Annotated in this window: 21 protein-coding genes and 1 pseudogene; 16 read left to right on the top strand and 6 right to left on the bottom strand. The window is 69.3% G+C overall.

The genetic code is table 11. The features are described from left to right. Positions 1 to 29 precede the first annotated feature (29 nt). Both J5X86_RS10290 and J5X86_RS10285 read right to left on the bottom strand, forming a co-directional pair. Positions 30 to 1262, bottom strand: a pseudogene (locus tag J5X86_RS10290) (putative Ig domain-containing protein); the annotation flags it as partial. 365 nt (positions 1263 to 1627) lie between these two features. Then, positions 1628 to 3145, bottom strand: coding sequence for a glycosyl hydrolase family 28 protein (locus tag J5X86_RS10285; RefSeq protein WP_208516416.1), 1518 nt, complete (start codon positions 3143 to 3145; stop codon positions 1628 to 1630). 374 nt (positions 3146 to 3519) lie between these two features. On the opposite strand from J5X86_RS10285, the gene J5X86_RS10280 reads away from it, so the two are divergent. Both J5X86_RS10280 and J5X86_RS10275 read left to right on the top strand, forming a co-directional pair. Further along, complete coding sequence (locus J5X86_RS10280) at positions 3520 to 4533, top strand: hydroxyacid dehydrogenase (protein ID WP_208516415.1); 1014 nt, start codon at positions 3520 to 3522, stop codon at positions 4531 to 4533. 112 nt (positions 4534 to 4645) lie between these two features. Beyond that, positions 4646 to 5734, top strand: coding sequence for a LacI family DNA-binding transcriptional regulator (locus J5X86_RS10275; protein WP_208516414.1), 1089 nt, complete (start codon positions 4646 to 4648; stop codon positions 5732 to 5734). 311 nt (positions 5735 to 6045) lie between these two features. Here the strand turns inward: J5X86_RS10275 and J5X86_RS10270 are convergent, their stop codons facing one another. Next, positions 6046 to 7245: an RNA-guided endonuclease TnpB family protein gene (locus tag J5X86_RS10270; RefSeq protein ID WP_208516413.1), complete on the bottom strand. Its 1200-nt coding sequence runs from the start codon at positions 7243 to 7245 to the stop codon at positions 6046 to 6048. Between the two features lie 155 nt (positions 7246 to 7400). Here J5X86_RS10270 and J5X86_RS10265 point away from each other — a divergent pair, with 155 nt between their 5' ends. The 11 genes from J5X86_RS10265 (at position 7401) to J5X86_RS10215 (ending at position 21146) form a co-directional block, all read left to right on the top strand. Beyond that, positions 7401 to 8732 carry an ABC transporter substrate-binding protein gene (locus J5X86_RS10265; RefSeq protein ID WP_208516412.1) on the top strand — a complete coding sequence of 444 codons (1332 nt, stop codon included), beginning with the start codon at positions 7401 to 7403 and terminating at the stop codon, positions 8730 to 8732. An 8-nt stretch (positions 8733 to 8740) separates the two neighbouring features. After that, positions 8741 to 9625 (top strand): carbohydrate ABC transporter permease, encoded by an 885-nt coding sequence (locus tag J5X86_RS10260; RefSeq protein ID WP_208516411.1) that lies wholly within the window; start codon positions 8741 to 8743, stop codon positions 9623 to 9625. Next, positions 9625 to 10575 carry a carbohydrate ABC transporter permease gene (locus J5X86_RS10255; RefSeq protein WP_243979964.1) on the top strand — a complete coding sequence of 317 codons (951 nt, stop codon included), beginning with the start codon at positions 9625 to 9627 and terminating at the stop codon, positions 10573 to 10575. Before J5X86_RS10260 ends, J5X86_RS10255 begins: the two co-directional genes overlap by 1 nt. Further along, positions 10572 to 12188 carry a family 43 glycosylhydrolase gene (locus J5X86_RS10250; protein WP_208516410.1) on the top strand — a complete coding sequence of 539 codons (1617 nt, stop codon included), beginning with the start codon at positions 10572 to 10574 and terminating at the stop codon, positions 12186 to 12188. Before J5X86_RS10255 ends, J5X86_RS10250 begins: the two co-directional genes overlap by 4 nt. Before the next feature lie 182 nt (positions 12189 to 12370). Beyond that, the gene (locus J5X86_RS10245) at positions 12371 to 13534 is read left to right on the top strand and encodes a mandelate racemase/muconate lactonizing enzyme family protein (protein ID WP_093461502.1); all 1164 of its coding nucleotides are present in this window, start codon (positions 12371 to 12373) and stop codon (positions 13532 to 13534) included. A gap of 157 nt (positions 13535 to 13691) precedes the next feature. Beyond that, on the top strand, positions 13692 to 14714 hold the full coding sequence (locus J5X86_RS10240) for a zinc-binding dehydrogenase (protein ID WP_208516569.1): 1023 nt from the start codon (positions 13692 to 13694) through the stop codon (positions 14712 to 14714). Positions 14715 to 14882: 168 nt separating this feature from the next. Next, a complete protein-coding gene (locus J5X86_RS10235) occupies positions 14883 to 15872 on the top strand; it encodes a hypothetical protein (protein ID WP_208516409.1) in 990 nt (329 codons plus the stop codon). Positions 15873 to 15905: 33 nt separating this feature from the next. After that, the gene (gene chvE, locus J5X86_RS10230) at positions 15906 to 17015 is read left to right on the top strand and encodes a multiple monosaccharide ABC transporter substrate-binding protein (RefSeq protein ID WP_208516408.1); all 1110 of its coding nucleotides are present in this window, start codon (positions 15906 to 15908) and stop codon (positions 17013 to 17015) included. Between the two features lie 14 nt (positions 17016 to 17029). Beyond that, positions 17030 to 18592, top strand: a complete 1563-nt coding sequence (gene mmsA, locus J5X86_RS10225; protein ID WP_208516407.1) for a multiple monosaccharide ABC transporter ATP-binding protein — start codon at positions 17030 to 17032, stop codon at positions 18590 to 18592. Beyond that, positions 18589 to 19821 (top strand): multiple monosaccharide ABC transporter permease, encoded by a 1233-nt coding sequence (gene mmsB, locus J5X86_RS10220; RefSeq protein WP_078641216.1) that lies wholly within the window; start codon positions 18589 to 18591, stop codon positions 19819 to 19821. Before mmsA ends, mmsB begins: the two co-directional genes overlap by 4 nt. Positions 19822 to 19952: 131 nt before the next feature. Then, positions 19953 to 21146 carry an aldose epimerase family protein gene (locus J5X86_RS10215; RefSeq protein WP_208516406.1) on the top strand — a complete coding sequence of 398 codons (1194 nt, stop codon included), beginning with the start codon at positions 19953 to 19955 and terminating at the stop codon, positions 21144 to 21146. An 83-nt stretch (positions 21147 to 21229) separates the two neighbouring features. Here J5X86_RS10215 and J5X86_RS10210 read toward each other — a convergent pair whose 3' ends face one another. Beyond that, positions 21230 to 22225 (bottom strand): NADP-dependent oxidoreductase, encoded by a 996-nt coding sequence (locus tag J5X86_RS10210; protein WP_208516405.1) that lies wholly within the window; start codon positions 22223 to 22225, stop codon positions 21230 to 21232. Between the two features lie 316 nt (positions 22226 to 22541). Between J5X86_RS10210 and J5X86_RS10205 the strand changes: the two genes are divergently transcribed. Then, positions 22542 to 23105 (top strand): TetR/AcrR family transcriptional regulator, encoded by a 564-nt coding sequence (locus J5X86_RS10205; RefSeq protein WP_208516404.1) that lies wholly within the window; start codon positions 22542 to 22544, stop codon positions 23103 to 23105. Between the two features lie 198 nt (positions 23106 to 23303). After that, positions 23304 to 24566: a pyroglutamyl peptidase gene (locus J5X86_RS10200; RefSeq protein WP_208516403.1), complete on the top strand. Its 1263-nt coding sequence runs from the start codon at positions 23304 to 23306 to the stop codon at positions 24564 to 24566. Here J5X86_RS10200 and J5X86_RS10195 read toward each other — a convergent pair. Together J5X86_RS10195 and J5X86_RS10190 are read right to left on the bottom strand one after the other, a co-directional pair. Then, entirely contained in the window at positions 24531 to 25010 is a 480-nt protein-coding gene (locus tag J5X86_RS10195) for an NUDIX hydrolase (protein WP_208516402.1), read from the bottom strand. The two genes, J5X86_RS10200 and J5X86_RS10195, sit on opposite strands and share 36 nt — an antisense overlap. A gap of 90 nt (positions 25011 to 25100) precedes the next feature. Then, positions 25101 to 25418: a helix-turn-helix transcriptional regulator gene (locus J5X86_RS10190; protein WP_208516401.1), complete on the bottom strand. Its 318-nt coding sequence runs from the start codon at positions 25416 to 25418 to the stop codon at positions 25101 to 25103. A 98-nt stretch (positions 25419 to 25516) separates the two neighbouring features. Here J5X86_RS10190 and J5X86_RS10185 point away from each other — a divergent pair, with 98 nt between their 5' ends. Continuing rightward, complete coding sequence (locus J5X86_RS10185; protein WP_208516400.1) at positions 25517 to 26398, top strand: NAD(P)H-binding protein; 882 nt, start codon at positions 25517 to 25519, stop codon at positions 26396 to 26398. Positions 26399 to 26403: the final 5 nt, after the last annotated feature.

Genomic DNA, 26403 nt, shown 5'->3' with positions numbered 1-26403 from the left:
GCGTGCATCTCCAATCCGGTGGGGGGACATCATTCGGGTGTGCTGGTCACGTACTCGAACCGGGCGGTGACCAGGGCGAGGGGGTCGCGGGAGCAGACCACCAGGCCCACGTGGTACGGAGCGTTTCCGAAGCCGGGGATCCGGCCGGAGGCGAGAGGGGTCCAGGTGGCCCCGTCGTCGGCGGAGACGGCGGCGGTGAAGGCGGTCCCGGTGCGCTTCAGCCGCAGCGTCAGGGGGAGTTGGACGGTCGTGGTGCCGGAGAAGACCGAGGCGCCCGCCACGGTGGTACGCAGCAAGAGCCGGCCGGTGGTCCCGGCCGTGACGATGACGCCGGCCGCCTGGTCGAACGGCGACAGCGACTTGGCCATCAGCAGACCCACCTGGTCGGCGGTGGCGCCGGCGCGGGAGACCAGCCGGGCGGTGAGCTCATGGTCACCGGTGACCGGCCGTCGTACGAACTGGCCCGTCATCGCCTGGTTGTTGACGCTCAGATCGACGCCCGCGCCCCGCACGGTGAAGATGCCGTCGTCGTACGACGTGCTGCCAGGGGTGCGGATGGCGGCCACGCCGAGCGTTCCGGCGTCGCGGTCGTCGGGGACCGGGTCGCCGAGGTCGCCGTACGTCCACGGGCCGGGCGCGGGTGTGCCGACGGTGAGGGTCAGGGGCCCGGAGGCGGTTCCCGCGGCGTTGGCCACGGTTGTGGTGATGGTGTGCCGCCCGGCCGCGATGGGGGTTCCCGGGATCAGACCGGTGCGCGGGTCGATGCGCAGCCCTTCGGGGAGTCCGTCCGCGGTGAACCGGGTGGGGTCGTGGGAGCCGCGCAGCAGATGGCGGAAGGCGGCGCCCTTCAGGGCGAACGCGTCCGCGGGCGAGGTGAGTCGGGGTGCGGCGGGCGTCGGCATCGTGGCGTGTGCGGGCGCCGACCGCGGACCGTGTCCGCTGGTGTTGGTCTTGGCGACGGCGTAGTGGTACCTCGTCCCCGGTGTGCCGCCGGCGTCCGCGTACCGGATGCGGATGCCGAAGCCGACCGGGCCGACACCGGTGGCGATGGGCCGGTACGGTCCCGCGGCGCGGGTGGACCGCAGCACCGTGTACCGGGCGGAGAGGTCCGGGTCGGTCCAGGTCAGCTCGATGGCGTCGGCGCCGCCGGTCGCCCGCAGGTCGGTGGCCGTGCGGGCGGGGCGCGGCACGGCCCAGACCTCACCGGAGGGGGTGGTCACCCGGACGTTGTCGGCGTGCGCCCGGTCGCCGGTGACGGCCCACATCAGGGCGTTCTGATAGGCGGCGGAGGAGTCGGCGACGGCCTCGTTCATATGGTCGGCGGGGCCGCGGCCCCAGGAGGTGATCCGGCTCGTGTTCCGCACGGCGTACGAGGGCGAGGAGCGGGGGTGCGTCGCGAGCGCCAGGTAGCCGTCGTGGACCGGGGATTCCTCCGCGGCGACCGCGGCCTTCATACGGGCCAGGTCGGCGGCGCTGTGCAGGATGCCCGGGTGGGTGAAGGTGCCGGCACCGGTCTCGTCGTCCTCGGCCCGCGCGGTGCCGGGCACGAGCAGTCCGCTCGCGCCCGACGCCAGCAGCGGCGCCGTGGCGCCGCCGAGGAAGCCCCGACGGCTCGGGGCGGGAATCGTCATGACGTGGCGGCCGCCTCGGCCTCGGCGGTGGTGACGAACCTCAGGTTCCGCACATGCTCATTGCAGTGCCACTGCACCACATCGGTGGTCAGGTACCAGCCGGGCTTCTTCATCGAGTCGGCGATGACCTCGCCGTTCACCACCAGGTTCTCGAAGGTGATGTTCTTGATGGCGTGGTCGGCGTCGTAGCCGAGGAACAACGACGGGTTGGCGCGCGTACCGGTGTAGGTGAGGTTCTTGATGTACACGTCCTCGATACCGCGGCCGACCGAGGTGTTGTACTTGGTGTTGTACATCACCCGCATGTGGATCAGCTGACCCCAGCGGACGTCCTCCACCCGGACGTCCTCCACGCGGACGTGTCTGATGAGGTTGGAGTCGCCGGGGTTGAGTGCGATGCAGCCCTGGTAGCCCATCTGCGGCTCGCGGTGGTCGAGGATGTCGATGTTCGTGAACACCAGGTTCTCGATGACCTCGGGGTCGTCGGTGTTGCCGTGCGTGCCGACGTTGATCGGGTGGGCGACATCGGCCCACAGGCTGCAGTTGCGGACGGTGATGTCGCGGGTGTCGCCGTAGTACTCCCAGCGATGGGCGTAGATGGCGATGCAGTCGTCGGAGTTGCGCATGAAGCAGCCGTCGATGACCACACCGCTGCTGGAGAAGACGTCGATGCCGTCGCCCCAGCCCTGTGAGCTGAAGGAGCGCAGCCCCTCGATGTGGACGTTCTCGCTCTCGCCGATGGTGGCCGCGTAGCCCTTCGGGTTCATGACGATGATGTCCCGCACCCGGATGTCCTTGCTTCCCTCGCACAGAATGCCGCCGGGGCCGGTGTAGAGCATGCCGTGTCCGGTGAGGGATGCCTGCTCCACATTCTTGAAGGACACCTGGGCGGTCAGTACCGCCCCGCCCGCCAGATGCACGGTCTTGCCGCTGGGGACGGTGAGGACACCACCGGAGACGGCGTGCACACCGGGGCCGAAGTAGATGACGTCCGGGTCGCCGTCGGCGGGCGGGTGCGGATCGACGTGGTTGGTGAACAGGTGCAGACAGTCGAAGATCTCGTCGTTGATCTGGACGACGACATCGCGCGGCCGGTCGAGCGTGAAGCGGAGCGTGTCGCCGCGGAGTCGGGGGGTGATGCCGAGGGCGTCGGGTCTGATACGGGCGGTGGTGGTACCGCCCTTGAGGTAGGTGACCTCGATCTCGGCCGAACCGCGGAAGTCGAAATACACCATCGACGAGTTGAGGACCTTGCCCGATCCGGTGGCCGCGTCGATCTCTTCCAGGGTGGGCCGGTAGATGTCGAGGGTCCGCCACTGGCCGCCGGTGACCCGAACCCGCACGCGGAAGCTGGTGTTGGTCGGCATGGTGACCGGGCGCGGGTAGGTGACCAGCTTCGGCTCGGACGCCGCGTCGGCCCGGGACGCCGTGGCCGTCAGGCCGGACAGGCTGCCCGCGAGCACGGTGGCACCCGCCGCCTGGAGAGTGGTGCGGCGGGACGGGGACGTGTTCATACCTGACTCCTCAACGAACGTGTCAGAAACACGGAAGGGGACGGGCGGGCACGCGCGGCCGTGCGCTACCGCCACGAGAACCGCCAAGGCCCCGGGACGCCGGGACAGTGGCACGACATCTGGCGCCCATGGCCCATGACAACCGGTTGCTGAGCCGAGTGGCCCTGAGCTTCTTCCTGTAGGCGGCCCGCGTCAAGCTCTCCGGCGACTTTCGAAAACTCCGGACGGCCTCGACAGCGCGACAGAAGGCGACAGCCGGGGAGTTCGCACCCTCCATGACGCCTGGCCGCGCGCTGATTGACCGGTGCTCCAGACCGGATCTACCGTAGAAGACGGTTTCTGAAAATGTTTCACGCCACCTCGTCAGGAGGCCCATGCCCAGCGCCCAGCCGCCCAGGGCCGTGTTCGCCATGGATCCGGTGCACCTTCCGCTGCTGTTCCCCGACCCTCTCCTGGCGCGGCTGAAACAGACCGCCGACATCGACACCGCCCTCGTGCTGCGGGGCTTCACCGCGCCCAAAGCGGCCGCGGCGCTGGCCCGGGCCGAGGTGCTGATCACCGGCTGGGGCTGTCCCCATCTGGGCGCGGAGGTGCTGGCCGCCGCCCCGCGACTACGGACCGTCCTGCACGCCGCCGGATCGGTCCGCTCCCTGGTCGGCGAGGCGTTCTGGGAGCGCGGAGTCACCGTGTCCAGCGCGGTGGCCGCCAACGCGCTGCCGGTCGCCGAATACACGCTCGCCATGATCCTTCTCGCCGGGAAGGACGCCTTCGCACAGCGCGAGCGTTTCCGCGCCACACACGCCCACCCCTCCCCCGCCGAAACCGCGGCCACGGGCAACCTCGGCCGCCGGGTCGGCGTCATCGGCGCCTCGCGCGTGGGCCGCCGCCTGCTGGAACTGCTGCGGCCGTTCGACTTCGAGGTCCTCCTCCATGACCCGTATGTGACGCCGGATGAGGCCACCGCGCTGGGCGCCCGTGCCCTGCCGCTGGAGGACCTGCTGCGCCGCAGCGACATCGTCAGCCTGCACGCCCCCGATATCCCCGAGACGTTCCGCATGCTCGACCGCCGCCGACTGGCCCTCATCCGGGACCGTGGCATGCTGATCAACACCTCGCGCGGCGCCCTGGTCGACCCCGTGGCACTCTCCGACGAGCTGATCTCGGGCCGGCTGCACGCGGTGCTGGACGTCACGGAGCCGGAGCCGCTGCCCGTCGGCTCCCCCCTCTATGCGCTGCCCAACGTCTTCCTCACCCCGCATATCGCCGGCTCGCTCGGCAATGAGCTGCGGCGCCTGGGTGTCACGGTCGTCGACGAGCTGGAGCGCCTGGCCGCGGGCCTGCCGCCGGTCCATGAGGTGCGGCGCACCGATCTGGTCCGCGTGGCGTGAGCGCGTCGTGGATGCCACGCCCCGCCCGATTGACGATGGGATACGGTTTCCGACCAGGTGGGAGCGGGGCAGCCCGCCACGCGGAAGACGCTACGGTGAAGGAGCCGCAACGGTGAGTCAGCGCAAGGCTCCGGGGGACACCGGCCGGGCGACCATCCGCGACGTGGCGGACCGCGCGGGGGTGTCCGTGGCCAGCGTCTCCCGTGTGCTGTCCGGCAACTACCCGGTCTCCGACGATCTGCGCCGTCGGGTGATGAAGGTCGTACAGGACCTGGACTACGTCACCAACGCCCACGCCCGCTCCCTGGCCGGCGGCAGCACGCCGACGGTGGCCATCCTCATCAACAACATCACCGGTGCCGCCTTCGCCCATGTGGCCAAAGGCGTCGAAGGCGCCGCCACCCTGCGTGGCTGGCTCTCCCTGGTCGGCACCACGGGCGACGACCCCGAGCGGGAGCTCGCCCTGGTGAACCTGATGCGCCAGCAGGGCGTGGCCGCGGTGGTGCTGCTCGGCGGTGCCTACGACTTCGACGAGTACCAACTGCGCATGGCCCGCTTTGCCCGCTCCCTGAACGCGGCCGGCTCGCAGCTGGTGCTGGTGGGCAGGCCGCCGCTCAAGGGCGACGTACCGGCCACCACCGTCGACTACGACAACGAGGGCGGCGCCTACGCGATGGCCAGCCACCTGCTGTCGGCCGGACACCGCCGGATCCTGGTACTGCCGGGGCCGGCCGAACTCACCACCGCACAGGGCAGGTTGCGTGGCGCTCAGCGGGCCTTCGAGGCGTACGGCGTGCCGTTCGACCCGGGCATGGTGCGACACGGGCCGTACGACGACGGGCACGGCCACCGGGCCGTGGAGGCGAGTCTGCGCGAGGGCCTGGACTTCACGGCGGTGCTCGCGGGAACCGATGTGGTGGCCGCGGGCGCCTTGCAGGCGCTGCGTGCGGCGGGCCTGAGGGTGCCCGAGGACGTGTCGATCGTCGGCTTCGACGACATCCCGCTGGCCTCCCAGCTCACTCCCCAACTGACCACCGTGCACGTGCCGTACGAGGAGATGGGCCGGGTCGCGCTGCGTGCCGTGGCCGACCGGCACGAGGCGAACGCCGGCCGCCGGGGAAGCGGCGACGGCGACCACCATGTGCTGGGTACGCACGTCGTCGTGCGCAACTCCGTCCAGCCTCCCGCTCCGCGCTCGTAGCCCCGCTCCACGGGCGTTTCCTCGTTTCCCACGTTTCACGTTTCCGGGGATCCGGTTTTCGTAACCGCTTCCACCAGCCAGACCGGGCCCCTCGCAACAAAGTTCGGTCCGATCTCTTGATGGGGCGTGACTGAAGGCCCTACCGTCTCGGGAAACGCTTTCTACCGCTTCTGCTCAGCGGAATCCCGCGCATTGCCGGCCCGGCGTATCCGGCCCGCACCGAGCCCCCCTGACGGTTCGTCACTCACCATGCCTCCACTCCGAAGGATCACGTCAGTTGACTTCTTCCCCCTCGTGAACGAGGGGGATTCCTACGGCTCGCGCCGTGGGGATTCCTGCTTCATCACCGACTGCCCCATCCGGGAGGACTCCCGTTGAGGTCTTACACCGGCTCCACAGGCCGACACCGCCAGCCCGGCGGCCAGAAGGTTCTTCGCCGCGTTCACGTCCCGGTCGTGGGTCGTGCCGCAGTCGCACGTCCAGGTGCGGACGCTGAGCGGCAGCTTCCTTTGCAGGGTGCCGCATACGGAGCACAGCTTGGAGGAGGGGAACCAGCGGTCGACCGCGATCACTTCGCGGCCGTACCAGACGGCCTTGTACTCCAGCATGCTCCGGAACTGAGACCATGCCGCGTCGGAGATCGCCCGGGACAGCTTGCCGTTCCTGAGCAGGTTCCGGACGGTGAGGTCCTCGATCACGAGCGTTTGGTTGTCACGCACGAGTCGAGTGGTGAGCTTGTGCAGGTGGTCACGCCTGCGGTCGGCGATGCGGGCGTAGACCTTGGCGACCTTGCGGCGGGCCTTGACGCGGTTGGCGCCGTTCCCCTTGGCCTTGCGGGTGAGGTCCCGTTGCGCGCGGGCGAGGCGGGCGCGGTCGCACCGCTCGTGCCGGGGGTTGGCGATCTTCTCGCCGGTCGACAGGGTGAGCAGGTGGTCGAGTCCGGCGTCGATGCCGACCGCCCGGCCGCTGGCGGGAAGCGGCTGGACGTCGGGGTCTTCGACGAGGAGGGAGACGAACCAGCGCCCGGCGGCATCCTGCGACACGGTCACCGTGGAGGGGGAAGCGGCTTCCGGGAGGGGACGCGACCAGACGATGTCGTGCGGCTCGCCCATCTTCGCCAGCGTCAGCTTCCCCGCCCGGAACCGGAACCCGCTGGTGGTGTACTCCGCACTGTTACGGGACCTCTTCCGCGACTTGAACCGCGGGTACTTCGCGCGCCTGGCGAAGAAGTTGGTGAACGCCCCTTGCAGGTGCCGCAGGGTCTGCTGGAGCGGGACCGAGGAGACGTCGTTCAGGTAGGCGAGTTCCTCGGTCTTCTTCCACGCCGTCAGCATCGCCGAGGTGGCGTTGTAGTTGATGCGCTCCTGCCGCAGCACCCACGCCTCCGTACGGGCCGCGAGCGCCATGTTGTAGACCTTCCGCACGCACCCGAACGTGCGCGACAGCTCGGCCGCCTGCGCATCGGTCGGATAGAAGCGGTACCGATACGCCCGCTTCACGTGAGTGGCCACGGCTCACAAGTTAGCGCATCAGATGGTGACTGCCTGAGGAGTTGTCAGCGGCGGGCGCCGAATCGCCTTGGCGGCGATTCGACTTTCCCTGCCCTGCTCCGCAGGAGTCCGATTCCTCCCCCGCCTGAAGGCGGGGGTTTCCTCGGAGGTTCCCGATGAATGTCACCAGTCCTCGGAGAAGGTTCGCCCGCGCCGCCGCCGTAGGTCTCGCGCTGACAGGTCTGCTCTCCGCCTGCGGCGGATCCGGCTCCGGCGACACCTCGTCCTCGGGCCCGGTCACCCTCCCCTACTGGGGCTGGGCCAACGGCCAGGATGCCGTCGTCAAGGCGTTCAACGCGAGCCACAAGGACATCAAGCTCACGTACACCAAGGTCACCGATCAACTGACCATGCAGAAGCAGCTGACGAACGCGGTCAAGGCCGGCAACGCTCCCTGTCTGGTGCAGAACACCGCCGAGTACCTGACGAGCTGGGTCTCGCAGGACGCGCTCGCCGACATCACCCCGTACCTGAAGTCGAGCAAGGACAAGTTCAACCCCGGCTCCTGGGCGGGAGCGCAGGTGCAGGGCAAGGTCTACGGCGTCCCCACCAGCTCGGCCCCCAACTTCACCATCTACCGCACCGACATCTTCGCGAAGTACGCCATCGAACCGCCCGCGACCTGGGACGACTTCATCGCCGCGGGCAAGGTACTGAAGAAGCACGGTATAAAGATCACCAACTTCGCCGGTGAGGACCCGAGCACCCTGGAAGTGCTCGCGATGCAGGCCGGGGCCCACTGGTACGCCATCGACGGCAACTCCTGGAAGGTGAATTTCCAGGACGCGGGCAGCCTCGAGGCCGCCAAGGTGATCCAGGAGATCATCGACAACGACATCAACTCCACTCTCTCCTTCGCGGACTACGCGGCCGTGCAGCGCAACTACGACAACGGCGCCACCGCGACCCGGCAGATCTCCACCTGGCAGATGGCCGGGATGGTGCAGAACTTCAGCAAGTCCTTCGGCAAGTGGGCGCTGTCCCCCTGGCCGGCGTACAGCGGCCAGTCGGCGAAGACCCCGGCCGGCACCAACCTCACCGGCAGCCTGACCCTGGTGACCAAGAGTTGCGAGCACCAGGAGCAGGCCGCCGAGGCGGCGCTGTGGATGTCCACCGACCGGGGTGCGGTCAAGACCATGGCCGGCCCGGAAACCGGCAACGGCGTGATGCCGGGCCTGGCCGACGGCGGCACCTACGCCGACAAAGCGATCTCCGCCAAGCTGCTCGGCAAGAACTACCGGCCCGGCAAGAAGGTCGTCACCGACAGCCTGAAGACGGTCACCACGGACTGGACCTTCGGCCCGAACTGGACCGCGATGTTCACCGAGTTGCAGAACGGCTGGGCCAAGGTGGTCAGCAAGAAGGAGAAGGTCACCGATCTGCTCGCGCATATGCAGCGGTGGACGGTCAAGGACCTGAAGTCGCGCGGTATCAGCGTCAAGGGCTGAGGACACCGATGATTCGCTCCCTGCGGTGGAAGGGCGCCGCGTTCACCGCGCCCTTCCAACTCGGCTTCGTCTTCCTGTATCTGCTCCCGATCGGCTACGCCGTCCACCAGTCGCTCTTCCGCACGCGGCAGTCCGGGCTCGGTCTCGGCGGTGCGACGGAGGCGTTCTCCGGACTGGACAACTACCGGCAGGGGCTGACCGATCCGGCGTTCATGAGCTCCATCCTGCGGGTGATGCTGTTCGCCTGTGCGCAGATCCCGGTAATGCTGTTCATCAGCCTGCTGCTGGCGCTGTTCCTGGACGCGCTGACCGCACGGCTCGCGGCCAGGTTCCGGATCGTCCTGCTGGTGCCGTACATGATCCCGGGAGTGGTCGCCGCCATCGTCTGGATCAACCTCTACAGTCCCGAGGTCGGCCCGCTGACACCGCTCGGCACGGTGTTCGGCTTCGACTGGAACTTCTTCGCGCCCTCCATGGTCTGGCCGTCCATCGGCAACCTGCTCACCTGGCACGGCATCGGCTACAACATGGTGATCATCTACTCGGCGCTCCAGGGCGTACCCCGCGAGCTGTTCGAGGCGGCGCGGCTGGACGGCGCCTCCGAAATCCGTATCGCCCGCGCCATCAAGATCCCGTACGTGCGCGGTGCCCTCGTGCTGACCGGGCTGCTGTCCGTCATCCAGATGCTCCAGATCTTCAACGAGCCCGCGCTGTTCCGGAACGTCACCCCGCAGACGGTGAACGACAGCTTCACCCCGATCATGATCATTTACAACAAGGCGTTCAACGCCGGTGACTACCACTACGCCGCGGCACTGTCGGTGCTGCTCGCCCTCATCCTCGGCGTCGCCTCCTTCCTCTTCTACCGGCTGACCTCGAGGGAGGCCGACTGATGACGCTGACCCAGAACACCGGGAACTCCAAGCACACCGAGCGGACCGAGCACGGGGTGGCGCGGACCTCCATCCGCACCGTGCGGCGGTTCACCCGCGCGGACCGCGCCTCGCGGTCCCGTGGCGGACAGCGCTTCCTGCTGATCGGTCTGGTCCTGGCGAGCGCGTACAGCCTGTTCCCGGTGTGGTGGCTGATCGTCGCCGCCACCAAGAACCGCACCGGCCTCTATCAGAGCAACGGGCTGTGGTTCTCCGGTATGCACCTGTGGGACAACCTGCGTCAGCTGTTCACCTACGAGGACGGCATCTTCCTGCGCTGGACCGCCAACTCGTTCCTGTACGCCGGCGTCGGCTCCCTCGGGGGCACCCTCATCGCCCTCGCCGCCGGCTACGGCCTCGCCCGCTTCGACTTCCCGGGCCGCAAGGTGGTGTTCGCGTGTGTGGTGGGCTCGTTCCTCATCCCGATCGCCCTGCTCACGCTCCCGCTGTATCTGATGTTCTCGGCGATCGGCCTGGTCGACACCGTGTGGGCGATGCTGATCCCCTGCCTGATCAACCCGTTCAGCGTGTACCTGGCCAAGGTCTACACCGAGGCCACCGTCCCGTTCGAACTACTGGAGGCGGCCCGCCTGGACGGCGCCGGTGAGCTGCGGATCTTCTTCAGCGTCGTGCTGCGGATGATGACCACGGGCGGCGCCACGGTGTTCCTGCTCGCGTTCGTCAACACCTGGAACGCCTTCTTCCTGCCGCTGACCGTACTGCGCGGCGAGGAGAACTGGACCCTCAATCTGGGCCTGTACAACTGGACCGGCAAACGCCTGGAGTCGGGTGTCGACCTGACCAGTCTGGTACTGACCGGTGCGCTGCTGTCCATCGCGCCGATGGCGGTCATGATGGTGGCCATGCGCCGCTACTGGCGCACCGGGGTCACCCTGGGGGCCCTCAAATGACGGTGCTGCGCAACCCGGTCATCCGGGGGTTCGCCCCCGATCCGTCCCTGATCCGCGTGGGCGGCTGGTACTACCTGGCCACCAGCTCCTTCGAGTGGTTTCCCACGATCCCGATCCACCGCTCCCGGGACCTGGCGCACTGGGAGTACGCGGGCCATGTGCGCGGCGCGGTCCCCGGGGGCTCGCTGGCGGGGGTGCCCGATTCGGGTGGCGTCTGGGCGCCGTCGCTGAGCTGGGACGGGGAGCGGTTCTGGGCGGTGTATTCCGTCGTACGGTCGGTCGGCACGCCCTATTTCGACCTGGACACCTACCTCACCACCGCGACCGATGTCGCCGGGGAGTGGACCGCCCCGCGCCGGGTCCCGAGCCACGGGTTCGACCCCGCGCTCTTTCACCACGAGGGCCGGTTGTGGCTGCTCAACGTGCAGAACGACCACCGCCCCGGCGGACGGCGCTTCGCCGGGATCGTGCTGACGGAGCTGGACCGCACCACGCTCGCGCCGGCCGGCGGCACGCACCTGCTGCTGCAGCATGAACGGCTCATCGAGGGGCCCAAGCTGCTGGCACGCGACGGCTGGTACTACCTGGTGCTGGCCGAGTGCGGCACCGGCTATGAGCACGGGGTCCGCGTGGCCCGCAGCCGCGGTCTCACCGGGGGCTACGAACTCGACGACCGCCCCCTTCTCACCTCCCGCGACGACCCGTCCCTGCCGCTGCAGAAGGCCGGGCACGCCGAGCTGGTCGAGACGCCGCACGGCGACTGGTTCCTCAGTCACCTGACGGCCCGGCCGCTGCGCACACCGGACGGACCGCGCTGTCCTCTCGGCCGGGAGACCGCGATCCAGGCCGTGACCTGGGACGCCGACGGCTGGCCCCGGCTGCGGCACGGGGGTTGGCACCCCGCGGCCGAAGTGGCCGTACCGGCAGGGAATCCCGTGCCGGCCGCGCACCCGAGCGACCGCCCGGCACCGGCACCGGCCGCCCCCTCCCACCTTTACGGCCCGCTGCCGTGGCCGTGGAGCACCCTGCGCCGCCACCCCGATCCCTGCTGGACCGACACCACCAGCCGTCCGGGCTGGATCCGGCTGCGCGGACGGCACGGACCGGAGTCGTCATGGGCGCAGAGCCTGCTCGGGCAGCGCATCACCGAGCACCGTTTCGAGGCCCGCGTCACGGTCGAGGCACGGCCGTCGACCTTCACCCAGGCGGCCGGGCTGGTGCTCTACTTCTCCACGGACGCCTACCTCAGCCTGGATCTGACCTGGGCGGAGCCCGAGGGCGAGGCGCAGCGCGGCCAGCAGTGGCGAGGCACCGGCCGCACCGTACTCAGCCTCACCGAACGCGACGAGGCCACCAGACGGCAGGCGGCCGTCGTCCCCGTCGACGCGGAAGGGCCGCTCTGCCTGGGCGTCACCGTCGACCGCGCCGAGGCCCGGTTCTGGTATCTCGACGCCGGGGTACGCACACCGATCGGTCCGCCACTGGACTTCAGTCGCCTGTCGGACGACCACGGCGCCCGGCTGCGCTTCACCGGGGCCATGGTATGCCTGCACGCCGTCGACCTGGTCGACGCGACGTTCACCGCCGACTTCACCGACTTCCGGCTGATCTGACCCCCGTCTGGCCTGATGCCGCGATGATCGGTCATGATGGTTCTTGATCGGTCATGATGGTTCGTCACGTTCGAATGCCATTCGACGCACAACCATTGACACCCCTGACGAGGGCTGGCTACGGTCACGCCAAGATTTCGAACGTGTGACGAAATATCGAACATCGCGAAGGGTCGATTGCTGTGCGCATCACCGGTATCAGTACGCATGTCGTCGGCACCCCCTGGCGCAACCTCACCTATGTGCAGGTCCACACGGACGAGGGGATCACCGGCGTCGGCGAGACCCGCATGCTCGGGCGGACCGATGCGCTGCTGGGCTATCTGCGCGAGGCCGAGCTCAACCACCTCGCCGGCTCGGACCCGTTCGCGGTGGAGGACCTGGTCCGGCGGATGAAGTACGGCGACTACGGCCGGGCGGGCGAGATCGTGATGTCCGGGATCGCCTGTGTGGAGATGGCCTGCTGGGACATCAAGGGCAAGGCGCTCGGGGTGCCCGTCTGGCAGCTGCTCGGCGGGAAGGTGACGGACCGGGTCAAGGCGTACGCCAACGGCTGGTACACCGTCGAGCGCACCCCCGAGGCGTTCCACAAGGCGGCCTCCACGGTGGTCGAGCGCGGCTACCGGGCGCTGAAGCTGGACCCGTTCGGCACCGGCCACTTCGAGCTGGACCACGCGGAGACCCTGCATTCGATCTCCCTCGTGGAGGCCGTAAGGGACGCGATCGGGCCGGAGGCCGAGCTGCTGGTGGAGATGCACGGGCGGTTCAGCCCGGCGACCGCCGTCCGCATCGCCGGGGAGCTGGAGCGGTTCCATCCCTCGTGGCTGGAGGAGCCGGTGCCGCCGGAGAACCTCAAGGCGCTGGCGAAGGTCGCGGAGAAGACGCGTCTGCCGATCGCGACGGGCGAGCGCATCCACGACCGCATCGAGTTCCGCGAGTTGTTCGAGTCGCAGGCCGCCGACATCATCCAGCCCGACGTCGGCCACATCGGCGGCATCGGCGAGGCGCGCAAGCTGGCCGCCACGGCCGAGACGCACTACGTACTGATCGCGCCGCACAATGTGGGCGGCTCGGTGCTGACCGCCGCATCGCTGCAACTCGCCGGCTGCACCCCGAACTTCAAGATCCTGGAGCACTTCAACGACTTCGCCGACGCGGAGATCAAGAAGGTGGTCAAGGGCGCCCCGCAGGTCGTGGACGGCTACTTCCAGCTCTCCCACGAGCCGGGTCTCGGCGTGGAGCTGGACACCGACGCGGCGGCCGAATTCCCCCAGCAGCAGGCCCGTTTCGACCTGTGGGCCGAGGGCTGGGAAAAGCGGAATCCCTCCGGGGGGCGAGGCGAATGACCGCCGTGGAACATCGCGCCGCCGGGATACGGCCGCCCGTGGCCGGGGCCGCCCGGCTTCGCCCAGTCGGCACCCGCCTCGCTCAGGGGCCGAAGGGCCGACGTCCGAACGGGCTGGAGACGCACGGTGCCGAGGGGAGCCGATGCATATGAGCCGCATGGAAGACGTCCTGGTACTCGACAAGCCCGGCAGCCACCGGCTGGAGAGCCGGGCGATCGCCGAACCCGGCGCCGGTGACGCGCGGGTGCGCGTCCACGCCTCCGGGATCTGCGGCAGCGACCGCGAGCTGTACCAGGGGAACCGGCCCGAGGGGTACGTCCGCTACCCCGTCACCCCCGGCCATGAGTGGTCCGGCACGGTCGAGGCGGTCGGCGCGGGCGTCCCCGAGGCGCTCGTCGGCCGTAAGGTCGTCGGCGAGGGGTTCCGCAACTGCCAGGTGTGCGACCGCTGTCACGCCGGGGACACCACCTTGTGCACGGCCGGGTACGAGGAGACCGGCTTCACCCAGCCCGGGGCGATGGCCGACACCCTGACCCTGCCGGCCCGGCTGCTGCACCCGCTGTCCGACGACGCCGACCTGGGCGCGGCCGCCCTGCTGGAGCCCGCCGCCTGTATCGCCGCCGCCGCGCTCAAGGCCCACGCCCGGCCGGGTGAGCGGGTCGCGGTGGTCGGCACCGGCACGCTCGGCATGATCGCCGTACAGTTCCTCGCCGCCGTCTCCCCCGCGCGGCTGCTGGTGGTGGGCACCCGCCCGGACCGGGAGCAACTGTCGCTGGACTTCGGCGCCACCGACTTCCGCACCCGGGACCAGCTCTCCGACCAGCTCTCGGGCTACGACGTGGTCATCGAGACCGCCGGATCGGCCTCCGCCGCCCGTAGCTCCGCTTCGCTGCTGCGCCGGGGCGGCCGGCTGGTGCTCACCGGCATCCCGGCGGCGGGCGCCGACGGGCTGGACCCCACCGATCTGGTGGTCCGCCAGATCGAGGTGCAGACCGTCTTCGGCGCCCCGCCCGCCGCCTGGTCGCATACCGTACGGGTCTTCGACGCGGGGCTGTTGACCCTGCGGCCGCTGATCACCCATGAGCTGCCGCTCACCGACTTCGCCTCCGCGATCGAGCTGGTCGGCAGCGGCGATCCGGCCGTCGGCAAGGTGCTGCTGCGTCCGCAGGACCTCGACTAGCAAGGGCCTCGATCAGCACATGTGGCACGCCTCCCGCGCCCGTCTCCCGTCATCCCACCAGCCTCCCGGACCGTCTCTAGTCATCCACCCAGCCCCACCCGGACAACGATGTCCTGGGCAGCACCAGCCGGACGCCGAACCACCGGCCATCACTCCACAGGGAGCACCGTGACCGCCGCCTCACCCACCACTCCCGGCCCCCGCCGGCCCGCCGAAGCGGCCCTCGCCTCGCTCGGCCACGCCACGCCCGCCCCCGACCCCGCCGACGCCTCCGCGCACACCTTCCCCGACGGCGGCACCTGGCGCACCGAGATCCCGTCCGTCGAGGGTCCGGAGGCGCTGGCCACCGTGTTCAAGGAGGCCGGGCGGCTCGATGTGCCGATCCACCGGATCAGCCAGGGCAGCGGCGTCTGGATGCTCACCGATGCCGAGATCACCGAGATGGTGGAGTCCTGCGCCGAGCGGAACGCCGAGCTGTGCCTGTTCACCGGCCCCCGCGGCACCTGGGACATCGGCGCCGCCACCCGCTCCGACTCCGGCGGCGGCGGCCTGCGCGCCCGTGGCCATGACGCGGTGGCCGGATGTGTGGAGGACGCGCTGCGCGCGGTCTCGCTGGGCGTGAAGTGCCTGCTGGTCGCCGACGAGGGGGTGCTGTGGCTGCTGAACCGGCTGCGGGAGCGCGGCGAGCTGCCCGCGGACACCACCTTCAAGCTGTCCGCGCTGGTCGGCCCGGTCAACCCGGCCTCGTTCGCGGTGTACGAACAGCTCGGGGCCGACTCCATCAACATCCCGTCGGACCTCACGCTGGAGCACCTCACCGAGATCCGCCGGGTCTCCCGCGCCCCGATGGACTTCTATGTCGAGGCCCCGGACGACCTCGGTGGCTATGTCCGGCTCTATGACGCGGCGGAGCTGATCCGGCGCGGTGCCCCCATCTATCTGAAGTTCGGGCTCAGCAAATCCCCGGGGATCTACCCGTACGGCGCCCAGCTACGGGACGTGGCGCTGGGCAGCGCCCGTGAGCGGGTGCGCCGCGGGCGGCTCGTGCTCGATCTGCTGGGCCGGCTGGGCGCGGACGGCGGGATGTCCCCGCTCGGCTCCCGGCTGCCGGGTCCGCTGCGGCGTTTCACCGCCGACGCGGCCCCCCTGAATTCCTGACGCAACGACGCCCCAGGGAAGGACCCCAACACCATGCGCACGGTAAGAGGAGCACGAGCCGCGGCGATAGGCGCCGGCCTCCTCGCGCTCTCGCTGACGGCCACGGCCTGCGGCCAGGAGGCGGTCGGCGGCAGCCGGTACAAGAGCAAGGAAGAGGGAGGAACGATCGGCATCGCGATGCCGACGAAGTCCTCCGAGCGATGGATCGCCGACGGCCGGAACATGGCCAAGCAGTTCCAGGCGGCGGGCTACAAGACGGACCTGCAGTACGGCGAGGACGACGTACGCACCCAGGTGGCCCAGCTCGAAAACATGATCACCAAGGGCCACCGGCTGCTGGTGGTCGCGCCGATCAACGGCGGGGCGCTCTCCGACGTCCTGAAGCAGGCCCATGAGGCCAAGATCCCGGTGATCTCCTACGACCGGCTGCTCCTGGGCACCCCGAACGTCGACTACTACGCGACCTTCGACAACGAGAAGGTCGGCCGGCTCCAGGGCCAGTACATCGCCGACAAGCTGGGGCTGTCCAAGGGCCGCAAGGGCCCGTTCTCCATCGAGATGTTCGCCGGATCCTCGGACGACAACAACACCAAGTACTTCTTCAACGGCGCGATGAGCGTCCTCAAGCCGTACATGGACAAGGGCGAGCTGGTCGTCCGCTCCAAGCAGACCAGTCTCAACCAGCTCTACACCGAGAAGTGGAGCGGAAGCGCCGCCCAGGACCGCATGGAGGACCTGCTCAACAAGGCGTACAGCAGCCGCGATGTCGACGCCGTGCTCTCACCGTACGACGGCATGTCCATCGGCATCCTCTCGGCGCTCAAGGGCGTCGGCTACGGCAGCAAGGCCAAGCCCTACCCGGTGGTGACCGGGCAGGACGCCGAGCTCGCCTCCGTGAAGTCCATCATCCGGGGCCAGCAGACGCAGACCATCTACAAGGACACCCGCAAGCTGGCGAAGGCCACGGTGGACATGGCCAAGGCGGAGCTGACCGGTGGCAAGCCCCCGGTCAACGACACCAAGTCGTACGACAACGGCGAAAAGGTCGTGCCGACCTTTCTGCTCAACCCGGTCAGCGTCGACAAGTCCAACACACAGGTGCTGGTCGACCAGGGTTACTACACCGCGTCGCAGCTGAAGTAGGGCGGTTCCGGGCTATGAGCACCATTCTCGAATTGCGCTCCATCACCAAGACCTTCCCCGGTGTCAAAGCGCTCTCCGATGTCAATCTCCATATCCGCAAGGGCGAGATCCACGCCCTGTGCGGGGAGAACGGCGCGGGAAAGTCCACCCTGATGAAGGTGGTCAGCGGCGTCCATCCGCACGGCAGCTACGACGGCGAGATCCTCTTCGAGGGCGAGGCGTGCGCCTTCAAGGACATCCGCGCGAGCGAGCAGCGCGGCATCGTCATCATCCATCAGGAACTGGCCCTGATCCCCTATCTGTCCATCGCCGAGAACATCTTCCTCGGCAATGAGCACTCCCGGCGCGGCCTCATCAGCTGGAACGAAACCCTCAGACACGCCACCGCGCTGCTGAAGCGGGTCGGTCTGACGGATTCGCCGCAGACCCGCGTCACCGATATCGGCGTGGGCAAACAGCAGTTGGTGGAAATCGCCAAGGCGCTCTCCAAGGAAGTCAAGCTGCTCATCCTGGACGAGCCGACCGCGGCGCTCAACGACGAGGACAGCGGAAAACTCCTCGATCTGCTGCTGGAATTCAAGGCGCAGGGCATCTCCTGCATCCTGATCTCCCACAAGCTCAATGAGATCCGCCGCGTCGCCGACTCCGTCACCATCCTGCGCGACGGCCAGACCATCGAAACCCTGACCGTCCGGGAGACCCCCGAGGCCGACCCCGAGGTCTCCGAGGACCGCATCATCCGCGGCATGGTCGGCCGCGACCTGGACCACCGCTTCCCCGACCGCACCCCGTACGAGGGCGAGGACGCCTCCGAAGTGGCCCTGGCCATCGAGGACTGGACCGTCCACCACCCCATCGACCAGCAGCGCAAGGTCGTGGACGCGGTGTCGCTGAATGTGCGGCGCGGTGAGATCGTCGGCATCGCCGGGCTGATGGGCGCCGGCCGCACCGAGCTCGCCATGAGCGTCTTCGGCCGGGCGTACGGGCGCTACTCGGGCGGCCGGGTGTTCCGGGACGGCCAGGAGGTCCGTACCCGCACCGTGCCGGAGGCGATCGACCACGGCATCGCGTATGTCACCGAGGACCGCAAGACGTACGGGCTCAACCTCGATGACACCATCAGCCGCAATGTCTCGCTCTCCTCGCTGACGAAGGTGGCACGCCGCGGCGTGGTCAACGAGCACGAGGAGTCACGGGTCGCCGAGCGGTTCCGCACGACCATGAACATCAAGGCCCCCACGGTCTTCGAGCGGGTCGGCCGGCTCAGCGGCGGCAACCAGCAGAAGGTCGTCCTCAGCAAGTGGATCTTCGCCGGTCCCGAGGTGCTCATCCTCGACGAGCCCACCCGTGGCATCGACGTCGGGGCCAAGTACGAGATCTACACGGTCATCAACGACCTTGCGGCCCAGGGCAAGGCCGTCATCTTCATCTCCTCCGAGCTGGGCGAGCTGCTGGGGATGTGCGACCGGATCTACACGATGGCGGCCGGGCGGCTGACCGGGGAGGTTCCCCGGGACGAGGCGACCCAGGAAGTTCTGATGCGCCACATGACGAGGGACAGAGGAGACGAAGGATGAGCACGGCCACCCAGAAGACCGAGAGCCCGGCCCCACCGCCGGCCGAGGGCTCGCCCAGCGTCGGGACGCTGCTGCTGGAGAGCATGCGGTCCAATATGCGGCAGTACGGGATGCTGGTCGCGCTCGCCCTGATCATCGTCATCTTCCAGATCTGGTCGGACGACATCCTGCTGCGGCCGCTGAACGTCACCAACCTGGTGCAGCAGAACGGCTACATCCTCATCCTCGCGATCGGCATGATGATCGTGATCATCGCGGGGCATATCGATCTGTCGGTCGGCTCGCTGGTCGCCTTCATCGGCGCGGCCGCCGGCGTGATGATGATCAAGCACGATATGCCGTGGGGCCTCGCGGTCGTCCTCTGTCTGCTGCTCGGTGCGGTGGCCGGGGCCTGGCAGGGCTTCTGGATCGCCTACATAGGCATTCCGTCCTTCATCGTCACCCTGGCCGGAATGCTGGCCTTCCGCGGCGGCACCCAGATCCTGCTGGACGGTCAGTCCCTGTCGCCGTTCCCCGACGGCTTCGAGAAGATGAGCACCGGCTTCATCCCGGAGATGGGCCCGTACACGCAGTACCACAACCCGACGATGGTGATCGGCCTCGTCGTCTGCGCCGCCGCCGTCTGGCAGGAGTGGCGCGCCCGGCAGCAGCGTGCGGCCTATGAGCTGGACGTGGTGCCGCTGGGGCTGTTCTTCGTCAAGTGCGCCGCGATCGTGGCCGCCGTGATGGCCTTCACCATGACGCTGTCAAGCTGGCACGGGGCGCCGTACGGGCTGCTGGTCCTGGCCGTGCTCTTCGTCCTGTTCAGCTTCGTGATGCGCAACACCGTGGTCGGGCGGCATGTGTACGCCCTCGGCGGCAACCAGCCGGCGGCCAAGCTGTCGGGTGTCCGGGACAAGCGCGTCACCTTCATGGTCTTCGTCAACATGGGTGTGCTGTCCGCCCTCGCCGGTCTGGTCTTCGCCGCCCGGCTGGGCTCCGCCACCCCCAGCGCGGGCCTCAACTTCGAGCTCGAGGCCATCGCCGCCGCGTTCATCGGCGGCGCCTCGGCCAGCGGCGGTGTGGGCACGGTGCTCGGCGCGATCATCGGTGGTCTGGTGCTCGGCGTGCTCAACAACGGCATGTCGCTGGTCGGCATCGGCACCGACTACCAACAGGTGATCAAGGGTCTGGTGCTGCTGGCGGCGGTCGGCTTCGATGTCTGGAACAAGCGCAAGGTCGGGTCGTAACCCCTCGACCGCGGGATCGTCACCCCTCGACCGCGGGGTGACGCCCCCTCGACCGCGGGGTCATGGCCCGTCGGCTGCCGGGTCGTACCCCGTCAGCTGTCCCTCTTGGATCTAGCCTTAGGGAGCCGCATATGACCACGAGCAGACGCACGGTGATCACGGCTGCGGCGGCGGCCGGACTGGCGGCATCGGCCGCCACGACCGGCACCGCCCACGCGAAGAGCGGAGGAGACTCCGCGGGCAGCGGGGGAGACTCCGCGGGCAAGGGAGGCGCGGTGAAGGAACACTTCGGCACGCTCGCGGACGGCACGGACGTCGACCGCTGGACGATCGAGAACGGCCGCACCCGGCTGCGCGTGCTCAGCTACGGCGGCATCGTCCAGAGCCTGGAGATCCCCGACCGGCACGGCCGCCGCGCCAATGTGTCGCTCGGCTTCGACGACCTGGACTCCTACGTCGCCAACAGCCCGTACTTCGGCGCCCTCATCGGCCGCTACGGCAACCGCATCGCCCGCGGCACCTTCACGCTGGACGGCAAGAAGTACCAGCTCCCGATCAACGACGGGCCGAACAGCCTGCACGGCGGCGACAAGGGCTTCGACAAGCACGTCTGGTCCGTGGCGGCGTTCCGCAAGGGCGCGGACGTGGGGCTCACCCTGCGCCGGGTCAGCCCCGACGGCGAGATGGGCTACCCCGGCACGCTCACCGTGCGCGTGGACTACACGCTCACGGCGGAGGGCGACTTCCGCATCGACTACGAGGCCACGACCGACAAGGCCACGGTCGTGAACCTCACCAACCACACGTACTACAACCTGGCCGGGGAGGGCAGCGGCTCCATCTACAACCACCGGCTGGAGATCGCCGCCGCCCGCTACACCCCGGTCGACAAGACCCTCATCCCCACCGGCGAACTCGCCAGGGTGGCCGGGACCCCGTTCGACTTCCGCCGCGCCAAGGAGATCGGCCGGGACATCCGGGAGGCGCACCAGCAGGTGCTCTACGGGCAGGGGATCGACCACAACTTCGTGCTGGACAAGGGCATCACCAGCCGTCCCGAGCACTTCCTGACGGTGACCGAGCCGGAGTCCGGCCGGGTGATGCGGATCGCCACGACCGAGCCCGGAGTGCAGTTCTACACCGGCAACTTCCTGACCGGCACGTTCGCGGGCACGTCGGGGAAGGTCTACCGGCAAGGCGATGCCTTCGCCCTGGAGACCCAGCACTTCCCGGACTCGCCCAACCAGCCGTCGTTCCCGTCGACGGTGCTGCGGCCGGGGCAGACCTACCGGTCGACGACCGTGCACTCGTTCTCGACGCGCTGAGCCGCTCCGCGGGCGCGCGGCACTGTCGCGTATCGGTTTCCCCTCCCGCCCCCGCGTACATGCGGGGGCGGGAGCCACGGACCTCAGACGCGGACCATGGTCATGCCGCGGTTCGCGCCGCCCAGGACACCGACGAGGGCACTCGGTGCCTGCTCCAGCCCCTCGATGACGTGGTAGAAGGGTTTGATCCGTCCGTCTTCGAGCCAGGACGAGTAGTGGCGATCGGCTTCGCCGAACTGCTCCCAGTAGGTGCTGCAGGCGAACCCCTTCATGGTGAGGTCCTTCAGGATCAGGGTGAGCGGCACTCCCTTGGGTCCGCTCATGGGCTTGTCGCTGTCGTACTGCGCCGTGTTGCCGCAGAGCACGATGCGGCCCCCGTTCTTCATGGCGTCCAGTGCGGCTTCGAGCACGGGTCCGCCCGTGTTGTCGAAGAACAGGTCGACACCCTCGGGGCAGGTCTGCTTCAGCCGCTCGGCCAGGTCGCCGGCCTTATAGTCGATGGTCGCGTCCGCCCCGACTTCCTGTTCCAGCCACGCGCACTTCTCCGGTCCCCCGGCGACGCCGACCACGCGGCAGCCCGAGATCTTGCCGAGCTGGACGACTGCGGATCCGACGCCGCCCGCTGCCGCGGAGACCAGCAGCGTCTCACCGGCGCGCGGTCGGCCGACGTGGAGGAGTCCGAAGTAAGCCGTGTAGCCCGTGTGGCCCAGTAGGCCGATGTAATGCTCCGCGGAATGAGCGCCGTCACGCTTGACGAGGTTCTCGGCAGGCACAGCGACGTAGTCCTGCCACGCCGACATGGCCTGCACCATATCTCCGGGCGCGAATCCCGGATCGTTGGAACCGACGACCTCGCCCACCGCCACGCTCACCATCGGCTGCCCCGCGTGGAGGCTGTTCGGCCCGTGAATGGGGTTGGCGTGCATGTAGGCCCGATTGCCCGGCATGACGTTGAAGTACCGGTTGTGAACCAGGACTTCGCCGGGACCCGGCTCGGGGACGTCGAGTTTCCGCAGCTCGAAGATGTCCGTCGTCAGCTTCCCTGCCGGCGCCGCTGTGTAGATCCACTGCCTGTTCATCGCTGTTCCTCCTGATGACCTCATGCGTGTGGCGCCGCTGAGACGCGGTCTTGGTCGACGGAAGCCGGGAAGGTCTGGCCGCTGGGGCGTGACCCTGCCCTCTGGGGGCGGACGTTGCTGCCCCGAGTTAAACGGAGACTGTCTCCACTTGACACCCAGCCTAACACCTATCCGGAGACACTCTCCGGGTAGCGTCCGACCGCCCTCCCCGCGCCGACCCCCCGTGGCGACGCTCCTCACGTACTATTCGGAGATAGGCTCCATTTCTGAGGTGGAGACAGTCCCCGCTCGCCGAACGGGCGCTGAGGAGGGTGCTGTGGCTATCGGAACGGGCGCGCGTCCACTGCGCGCCGACGCAGCGCGCAACCGCCGTGCGGTGATCGACGCCGCCCGTGACGCGTTCGACCGCTACGGCGCAACCGCGTCGCTGGACGACATAGCACGCGCCGCCGGCGTCGGCCCCGGCACTCTGTACCGCCACTTCCCGGCCAGGGACGACCTGATCCTCGCGGTACTCGACAACAGCTTCGCCGACCTGCACCGGCTCGGCGTGCGGCTGTTGGATGAGCCGGACCCGTTGAGAGCGGTCAGCCGCTGGCTGGACGCGTACGTCGAACAGTGCGGGATGTTCGAGGGCCTGTTCCGGATCCTCGTCCGTCCACCGGCCCACGAGAGCGGCAATTGCCAGCTCGCCACCGACGCGGGCACAGCCCTGATCCGCCGCGCGATCGACGCCGGCGCTCTCCGCGCAGACGTCGACGCCGACGAAGTACGACAACTGGTCACAGCCGTGGCCTGCGTAGGCGGAGAACTGCCGCCCGACCCGGATCGACGTACCCGGCTGTTGCACATGATGCTCGACGGGATCCGCCCCCGCTGACGTCGACAGCGTGCGGTACTCGACTGGTTCGCCGACGTGCTTCCCGGCGAGCCCCCCGGTGCCCGCAAGGCCGTGCCCAGTCAGAAACTCCACCCGCATGACCGGACCGTAACCGGCATCCGCGCCCGCCCGGGTACTGTACGCCAGCTACTCACACCCGCTTTCCTGCCGCCTTTCCCGCCACTTGAGAGGACCCGCATGAGACCGATACGCGCCCTGGTCGCCCTCGCCGCCGTCTCCCTGGCCGTCGCCACCCCCGCCGTGGCCGCGCCGAAAGCCACCGCCACTTCCACCCCCACGGTCGAGGAGCAGCGGCTCGACCGGGCCGCGCCCCAAGAGATCCTGCGCCGCAGCGGTTTCGACAAGGTGGCACCCGACTTCGCCCGGGCCCTTGCGGAGACGCACTCCGCCACGGAGGCCGAGCGCGTGATCAGCCGCGAGGGCCGGGCCCTGTGGCAGCGGGCGGTGGACCGCGTACAGGGTCGGGGGCCCGCGGGTGGGGACCTGAGCAGGGACGACGACCGGCCGCTGTACTGGGCGCGGCTCGGGATGACGCGGGCGCTCGGGCAGTGGCAGCCGGGCTTCCCGCTCCCCGACGCCCGCCGCGCCGCGCTCCTGCACACCCTGGAGCGCACCTCGCGCGGCGAGGACTCGCTCGACCTCCCGGCGGGCAAGCACATCAAGCGCATCGTGGTCACCGGTTTCGACCCGTTCCAACTGGACGACGACGTACGCCGCTCCAACCCGTCGGGCGCGGCGGCGCTCGCGCTGGACGGGACGACGATCCGTACGGACAACGGTCCGGCCCGCGTCGAGACCGCCGTCTTCCCCGTCCGCTGGGCGGACTTCGCGGACGGCACGGTCGAGCGGACGCTGCTGCCCGCCTTCCAGTCCGGCCCGCGCCGGGTGGACGCCTTCATGACGGTGAGCCAGGGCCGGGTGGGCCGCTTCGACGTCGAGCGCACCAACGGCGCCTGGCGGGGTGGCTACCCCGACAACGCGAACATCTCCCGGACCGAGACCGTCCCCATCCCGTCCGATGTGCCGACCCCGAACCCCCAGCCGCAGTGGACGACGACCACCCTCCCCTACGAGAAGATCGTCACGGCGGACACCGGCCCCACCCCCGTCTACGACCACACCGAGGTCACCGAGATCCCGGCGGGCGCCACGACCCCGGTGGTCCGGCCGAACGGCCCGACCCCCGGCTCGACGGCCCGCGCGGGCGGTGGCGGCGACTACCTCTCCAACGAGATCGCCTACCGCGCCACCCTGCTGCGCGACGCGGTCGGCCTGAAGGCCCCGGGCGGCCATCTCCACACCCCGGTCCTCCAGTTCGGCCCGAACAACACCGACCCCACCACGGGCCAGATCACCGACCCCGACTTCGTCCACAACCGCGAAGCCATCACCGCCCAGGTCCGCTCAATCCTCACCGTGGTCGCGACCACGACCCGTTGAGGCCCCGGGCCCTCGATCGGCGAGCAACAGCGCCAAGGGCCCGGCCGGCAGCAGAAAGCGGCCCTGCCCGACCGCGTCGATCGCATCCCCCATCGACCACCACGAAAGCTTGAAGTCCCGCTCAGTAGGGGTGAGTTTTTGAGGCCCGACGGTCAACCGCCGGGCCTCGAAAAGATGCACGCGCGCCGTGGAGCCGAGGGTCATCGCGTACGACCCCAGCGAACGCCACGTCTCGGCCATGACCCCGGCCTCCTCCCGCAACTCCCGCCGCGCACACCCTTCCGCCGTTTCCCCCGCCTCCCTGCGCCCGCCCGGCAGGAACAGGTACTCACCGCCATGGCGGGGGAAATCCGCGCTCAACACGGCCACCAGCCCATCGGCGTCGCGGGCCACCACGACAGAGGCGTCACGGACCGGCCCATGGTCCTGAATGTCGTCGCTCATGGCCGGCGAGCGTAGCGGGCATCAACGCACCATCGCCGCGTACGGCACCGTGTCCGAGCGGCCCGGTCTCAGGAGGATGACGCCGTAGGACTAAGGGGTCGCTTCGGAGGCCAGGAGGGCGAGGAGGCCGGGGAAGCGGGTGTTCAGGTCGGTGCGGCGCAGGGTCACGCCCTTGCGGTTGCCGTAGTCGGTGGTGCGGATGAGGCCGGAGTCGGACAGGACCTTGAAGTGGTGGGTCATGGTGGACTTGCTGACCGGGGCCTGGAACGAGGAGCAGGAGCGCTCGACGTCTTCGGGCGCGGTCACGAGTTCCGTGACGATGCGGCGCCGGTGGGGGTCGGCGAGTGCGGAGAGTACGGCGCCCAGCTCCAGTTGGGCGACCGCCGGGCCGTCGGATTCTCTGGTCATGCGCCACCACCCCCATGTACGACTTGCGTCGTACTTTCATGCGTGATCCACTGCCGTGTACGAGAGACATCGTACCTTGAACGGTGGAGGGAAGGCCCATGTCTGAGCAGGCACATGCCACAGTGGCGGTCACGGGCGTCACCGGGGCCCTGGGCAGTCGGATCGCGGCCAGGCTCGCCGAGCGTGGTGTTCCGCAACTGCTCGTGGGGCGCGACCCCAGCCGCATCCCCGAACTGCCGGGTGCCCAGCGGCGTGGTCCGGCCGAGTATGCCGACGCGGGCGCGATGCGCACCGCGCTCACGGGGGCGTCGACGCTCGTGCTGATCTCGGGGCACCCCACGGGGCGGCGGCTGGAGGAGCACGCCGGCGCGGTCGAGGCGGGGATGGCGGTCGGGGTGGAGCGGGTGCTGTACGTATCCCTCCTCGGGGCGGCGCCCACGGCCACCTATCGCAACGCACGCGACCACTGGCTGACCGAGCAGTACCTGGCGGGGGCCGGGGTCCGGCACACGGTGTTCAGGGCGGGCTTCTACGCGTCGACACCGGCCGCACTCGCCGACGACGAACTCGTGGTGAGCGGGCCCGGAGGAGATGGCCGGGCCGCCTTTGTCACCCACGACGACATCGCCGATGTGATCACGGCCGTCGCCCTCGACGAGGGGCCCCGCTCCGAGCACGACGGGGCGACCCTGGAGGTCACCGGGCCCGAGGCGCTCACCCTTGAGGAAGTGGTCGCCCGGATCGCCGCGGCCACCGGGCGGCCCTACCGCTATGTCCCCGAGACCGTGGAGGAAGCGTTCGCGCGGCGGTGGCGGCTGGGCGTCAGCGGAGTGCAGATCGAGAGCTGGATCTCGTGGTATCAGGCCATCGCGAGCGGTGAGCTGTCCGCGGTGACCGATGTCGTCCCGCGGATCACCGGCTCGCCCGCGACCCCGGCCGAGCGGGCCGGCTGGTGGCCCGCGCCCAAGACGGCCTGGTAGCCACC

The sequence above is a fragment of the Streptomyces sp. NEAU-YJ-81 genome, from assembly GCF_017592595.1.
GTDB classification, from domain to species: domain Bacteria; phylum Actinomycetota; class Actinomycetes; order Streptomycetales; family Streptomycetaceae; genus Streptomyces; species Streptomyces hygroscopicus_B.
Note: the sequence above shows the minus strand (reverse complement) of the source record. Positions and strands in the feature narration are given on the sequence as shown.